The following is a 5,783-nucleotide window of genomic DNA, read 5'->3' as shown; positions in this document are numbered from 1 at the left end:
AGATGGCAGCGACCGCGCCCGCATGGATCAACCCGGGCACTATTGCTCGGCAATTTATCTCCGCCCCCTTCAGTCGCAGCATTTTGGATTACCGCACCGTATTAGTTCACGGATTCAGGGAGAAGCCTAATAAATAAAATGCTTGGGACATGGGAATTGATGGGGTAGCGCGGCCGCGGCCTAGCGCAGTTGCGCCCGGCGCGCCGCCGACTGCACCGAACGCTCGGCGATCGTTTGCATCAAGGGGATCTGCACCAACGGCATACCCTGCTCAATGGCCTGGGCGATGATCAGAAAATCCTGCCAGGCGACGGGCGTGCGGCCCTGGGAGGCGTGGGCCCAGAGCACCGTCCACAGCAACCGCTCGGCCCAACGGCCACGCCGCTGCTCAAGGACCTGGTCGACGATGGCCGCGGCGGCGGCCGGCAGACGCCTCAACCAGTCCGCGGGTGGTCCCACCTGGCGGCGCAGCAGGTCATCGATGTGCGCGTCGTCTTCGAACCAGGAGGCGGCGAAATCATAGTATCCCGGCCAGACTCGCGACTGCATGAGCACCTGCCGGGTACGCTCCGGGGTGAAGTCGCCGGGGTCGGTGGCCACCAGGTCCGCGATGGCCACGGCGGGCACAATGGCCTCAGGTTTCCAGTAGTCGCCGCCTGCCAACTCATTCAGTGCCAGCAGTTGCGTCGGGGGCGGACGCTGGCATCGGGGTGAAGCAGCAGAAGCACCCCGAGTTCGTTCATCAGTGGCTGCTTGGAGGCCATCATGCCCGTGATCACCGTGGCCTGTCCCTCGGCCGGCATGATGGCCATCTGGGGCAGCAGCAAGTCGAGCAGCGCGAAGGGGTCAGTCGTCGGCGGCGCCTCTTGGGCGAGGCGTTCCAGCAGGTTGTCGAGATCCCCCGCCCCCTTCCCGCCGCTGAAGCGAGCGTAGTAGGCGCCCAGTGCCGCGGCCTGGTCGCGAATGCACTGATGCAGCGCGAGCTTGGACTCGTGCAGGGCCGCGATGAGGTCCTGCTGCACCCCCACATCCACCTCTGGCTTAAACGCCAGTTGCGCCATGTCCAGCTGGATCTGCTCGGCCAGCGCGACGGCCCAGGGACGCTCGCGCTCCACTGAATAGCGGATCTGGGTCAGGGCCTCATCGAGCAGGGCCAGGCATACGTTGTAACCCGGGGCCGGTGTCTGTTGTCGCCCATCGGGTGCACAGTCGCTCAACAGCAGACGCAGCAAGGCGGGGGCCAGCTCGTGGTTGGTCTCAAGTGAGCGCTGCACAGCCGGGTCCCAGGGCTGCTAGTGGCGCGGATTGGTGCGCCATGCCAGCGCCACGGTGATGAGTTGTCGCGCCGTGTCGGCGAGCGCCCAGGGGTCGGCTGGTGCCGGCTGGGAGTCGCGGCCGAGCATGCTCGGCACCGCAGCGGCGGTCCCCAGTGTCCTGGACGCTGGATTCGACAGGCAACACTGCTTGAGCTTCTTACCCGACCCACAGGGACAGGGGTCGTTACGGCCCACCTTGCCGCCGGCCCGGACGGGCGCCGCGACCGATCGCTGATCCGGCAACAGCTCATAGGGGAACCCGGGGGCCTTGGAGAGGGCGACGCGCTTGACTCGGCCCGGTTTCTCGAAGGGCGGCCCGGCATAGCGGCGGCCCTCGCAATGCTCCTTGAACATTACATAGTGACGGTGCAGACGGCCCAGATAGGCGGGGTCGTGATTGATCATGTCCGTAAAAAATTCAAGCAGCGCCGGGGCAAAGGACGCCTGCACGTTCAGCAGGTCCAGAAAGGGGCCAGCCATCCCATCGGCGGAGTCGAATCCGAGATTGCTGTGTGCGACGACACGGCCCTTACTCTCAGCGATCACCGCCAGGGTCACGCGGCGGCAGTCGCAATCCGGTTCGTCACAGTACAGTTCTATAAAGGCATAAAGGTCCGCCGGCAAGGGTCCAGGGCGACCCGGCGTAACCGTCGCCGTGCGCAGCTCTGAGTCCGCGAGCTTTCGGAAGACCTGGAAGAAATCAGTCATCGGCATGGCGGGGTTCTCAACGTCGGGGGTCTGGATCGGAGCAAGGCGCAGCTGCGAGAAGTTACCTTACCACCAGTCGCCGTGTCGCGACCTGGGGGCTGCCCGCGAAGCCCGGTCCTTGCAGGGACCCCCAGCCCCCGTTATAAAGGCACATGCATCATGTGATCTAAGGATAGTGCCGATTTGACCCCCGAATCCATCCGCAACCCGCGGCGTGCCAAGCACATCAGCCAAGAACTCTCGGCGCAGCCGCTCGACTTCCTGGGCGACCCGGAGGCAGTCCGCGTCCTGGTGGAGGGGGAGCGGCTGTCCTACGGCCATCTGTTCAACCCCGCCTTCGCCACCGAGATCGCCGCGATCGACCCCCTGCCCCATCAGCGCATCGCGGTCTATGACCGGATGCTGCCCCAGGCGCGGCTGCGCTTCCTGCTGGCGGACGATGCCGGTGCCGGCAAGACCATCATGACCGGGCTCTATGTGCGCGAGGCGCTGAGTCGCCGGACCTTGCGGCGCGTGCTGGTGGTGGCCCCCGCGGGCCTGGTCGGCAACTGGCAGCGGGAGTTGCGCAAGCTCTTCCAGTTGTCCTTCATGATCGTCACCGGGGCCGACGCCCGGGGGTCCAATCCCTTTCTGGGTGCCGACAGCGATCGGCTGATCGTCAGCATCGACAGCCTGCGCGCCCCGCGCCTCTTCGGCTGCCTGCGCGACCCGGCCATGGTCCCTTATGACCTGGTCGTCTTCGACGAGGCCCACAAGCTCAGCGCCCGCCGCGACCCGGACGGCAGCCTCGCCTTCACCGACCGCTACCGCCTGGCAGAGGCCCTGGCCGGGGTGCGCGACCTACCGCCGGACTGGCGCCTGCCCTGGAGCGCTGCGCACCTGCTGCTGCTCACCGCCACCCCGCACATGGGCAAGCCCTACCCCTATTACGCCCTGTGGCGCCTGCTCGAGCCCGACATCTTCAGCACCGAGACCGCCTTCGAGCGCTTTCCGCCGGACGCCCGCGCCCGCTATTTCATCCGCCGCGTCAAGGAGGAGATGGTCGACCTGGCCGGCCGGCCACTCTTTCCGGTGCGGGTCTGCGACACGGTGAGCTTCGAGCTCACCCAGGGCGAGGTGAGCGAACAGGCACTCTATGATCGCACCACTGCCTACATCCGCCATTACTACAACCTCGCCCGGCTGCTCAACCGCCAGGCCGCCCGGTTCGCCGTGATGATCTTCCAACGGCGACTGGCGAGCAGCACCTGGGCGCTGCTGTGTTCACTGCGCAAGCGCCTGGCCAAGCTCGACGGCTTCATCGACGCCATCCGCTCGGACGCCATCCCGGAGGACGAATGGCGCGCCCGCCAGGCACTCTTGGAGCGTCAGGCCGACAAGGGCAAACTCTGCGACCTGCTGGAGACCCAGACCGCCGACGAGGAGGCGAGCCTTGCCGGTCAGGAGACCCACGAGGCGAACGAGGATGAGGCGCTTGGCAGCTTCCTGGCGACCAATCTGGGGGAACTGCTGGCCGAGCGTGACGAGGTCCAGGGGCTCGTGCGCCTGGCCGAGGCCGTCCATGCAGCCGGGCACGAATCCAAGTTCGAGCGGATGCGCGCCCTGCTCACAGCCAATGAGTATCGCGGACAGAAGGTCATCATCTATACCGAGCATCGCGATACCCTGGACTTCCTGACGCGCCGCCTGGAAGGCCTGGGCTTCGCCGGTCAGGTCGTCTGCATCCATGGCGGCATGGGGTATCTGGAGCGGGACGCCGCGGTGGAGCGCTTCCGCGCCGACCATGAGGGGCCAGACCCACGCCAGGGCGAAACCGAGGCGCGCGGCGACGGCCATGGCGCCCGCACCACCCCGGACGATGAAAGTGGCGGGCGCCTTGGCCGTTCCCCCACCCCGCCCTCCCCCATAGGGGGAGGGAGAATTGGACCGCGCTCCCGGCGCGACTTTCAGGGTAACCACAGCGGCGAGGTCGCCGGCGCCCGCTTTCTCATCGGCACCGATGCCGCCGCCGAGGGGATCAACCTCCAGTTCTGCTGGATACTCATCAACTACGACGTGCCCTGGAATCCCGCGCGCCTGGAACAGCGCATGGGCCGCATCCACCGCTATGGCCAGCGGCGCGACCGGGTCGCCATCATCAATCTGGTGGCCGGGGCGACCCGTGAGGGGCGGGTCATCAAGACCCTGCTCGACAAACTGGAGGAGATCCGCAAGCAGTTGGGCTCCGACAAGGTCTTCGACGTGGTCGGCCGGCTCTTCGAGGACCTGCCGCTGGCCGAGTACATCCGCCGGGCCGTGGACTCGGGAGACCTCGCCGACCGCGAGGCGCTGGCGCTGGCCGGGCGGCTGACGGCGGATCAGGTACGGGCCATCGCCGAGCGCGAGGCGAGCCTCGACGGCCGCGGCGGTGAGGTCGCCGCCGAGCTTCCGCGGCTGCGCGAGGCCATGGCCATGGAGGAACTGCGCCACCTTCTGCCCGGCTATGTGCGCGGTTACCTCACCCATGCCGCGCCACTGCTCGGGCTGGACCTGATCGCGGCGGACCGCTCCAAGGGGATCGACGGCCCATTCAATCTGCGCCCACGGCGGCGCACCCTGCTGGAACCCCTGCTGCCCCTACTGGAAACCTATCCCGCCAGCGCGCGCAAGCGCTTCACCGTCTCCCGCCCGGCGGATGAGCGCGACGCCATCTTCCTGCACCCCGGCGACCCACTGTTCGAGCGCCTGTCCGCGCTCGCCATCGACCAGGCCAGGCCCGCGGGCCGGCGCGGGGCCATCTTCACCGATGCCGCCGGCACGGCCCCCTATCTCTTCCATGTCGCGCGCCTCTCGGTCCTCCGCGCGGCAGACCCCGACTCGCCCAGTCACCAGACCGAGGAGGTCATCGAACAGCGGCTGGTTGGGCTCAAGCAGTATCAGGACCGATTGGAAGAGGCCCCGGTGGAACAACTGCTGCTGCTGCGGCCCGGTCGCGGGACCAGCCCGGGCAGTCTGGTCTTTCTCGCCGAGGCCGAGACCTGCCGGCTGGCGGCCCTGGACTATCTGACCCAAGTAACACTCGGGCAGCTCACTGAGCGGCGACGACTCGCCGCCGCTGAGACCCTGGCACAGACCAAGGGGCTGCTCGGCCTCGCCTACGACTATCAGGCCTGGGAGCTGACCACCGCGCGCAAGGAGTACGCCAAACAGGCACGCGCCGGCAACCTCAAGGCCCAGGCCGAAGTGGAGCGCATCCGCGCCCAACAGGCGGGTCTCACGCAGCGGCGCGCCCGGGCCATTGCCGACGCCAGTCGGGAACTGGACCTGATTACGCCGGGCCAGGTGGAGATCATTGCGACCTGCCTGGTCCAACCATCCCAAGACCCAGCGGACCTCCTGGCCCTTGACCTGGAAGTGGAACGCATCGCCATGCAGATCGCCATGGCCGCCGAGATCGCCCGCGGCGCCACGGTACGCGATGTCTCCACCCCTGAGCGGGCGCGCCTGGCGGGCCTCATGGAGTATCCCGGCTTCGATCTGCTCTCCGAGCGCCCGGGGGAGGAGCGCGGGATCGAGGTCAAGGGCCGGGTCGGCACCGATGCGGTGGAGTTGACCGCCAACGAGTGGGCGCGTGCCTGTAACCTACGCGGGCGCTATTGGCTGTATGCCGTCTTCGACTGCGGCACCGGCCGCCCGCGGCTCCTGCGCGTCCAGGACCCCTTCGGGCGGCTCGTCAGCCGCAACCAGGGCGGCGTGCTGATCAACTATGGCGACATTGTT

At 67.6% G+C, this 5,783-nt stretch carries 4 protein-coding genes; 1 reads left to right on the top strand and 3 read right to left on the bottom strand.

Going from position 1 to position 5,783, the window contains the following annotated elements; genetic code table 11:
* Nucleotides 1-180 precede the first annotated feature (180 nt).
* The 3 genes from QZY44_RS10895 to QZY44_RS10885 are packed head-to-tail and all read right to left on the bottom strand — an operon-like array spanning nucleotide 181 to nucleotide 2,030.
* The gene (locus QZY44_RS10895; RefSeq protein ID WP_295446080.1) at nucleotides 181-627 is read right to left on the bottom strand and encodes a hypothetical protein; all 447 of its coding nucleotides are present in this window, start codon (nucleotides 625-627) and stop codon (nucleotides 181-183) included.
* A 41-nt stretch (nucleotides 628-668) separates the two neighbouring features.
* Nucleotides 669-1,274 carry a hypothetical protein gene (locus QZY44_RS10890; RefSeq protein WP_295446078.1) on the bottom strand — a complete coding sequence of 202 codons (606 nt, stop codon included), beginning with the start codon at nucleotides 1,272-1,274 and terminating at the stop codon, nucleotides 669-671.
* An 18-nt stretch (nucleotides 1,275-1,292) separates the two neighbouring features.
* Nucleotides 1,293-2,030, bottom strand: a complete 738-nt coding sequence (locus QZY44_RS10885) for an SEC-C metal-binding domain-containing protein (protein ID WP_295446076.1) — start codon at nucleotides 2,028-2,030, stop codon at nucleotides 1,293-1,295.
* Between the two features lie 177 nt (nucleotides 2,031-2,207).
* Here QZY44_RS10885 and QZY44_RS10880 point away from each other — a divergent pair.
* The coding region (locus tag QZY44_RS10880) for a helicase-related protein (protein WP_295446074.1) at nucleotides 2,208-5,783 on the top strand (3,576 nt) is incomplete at its 3' end.

Origin of the sequence: uncultured Thiodictyon sp. (assembly GCA_903837595.1) — a bacterium.
Lineage (GTDB): Bacteria > Pseudomonadota > Gammaproteobacteria > Chromatiales > Chromatiaceae > Thiodictyon.
The sequence above is the reverse complement of the archived record's forward strand: the minus strand, read 5'-3'. Positions and strand labels throughout refer to the sequence as shown.

What these genes read in the sequence shown, in the direction of transcription:
- QZY44_RS10885 (WP_295446076.1), bottom strand. Translation starts at nt 2,030, where the DNA reads ATGCCGATGACTGATTTCTTCCAGGTCTTCCGAAAGCTCGCGGACTCA.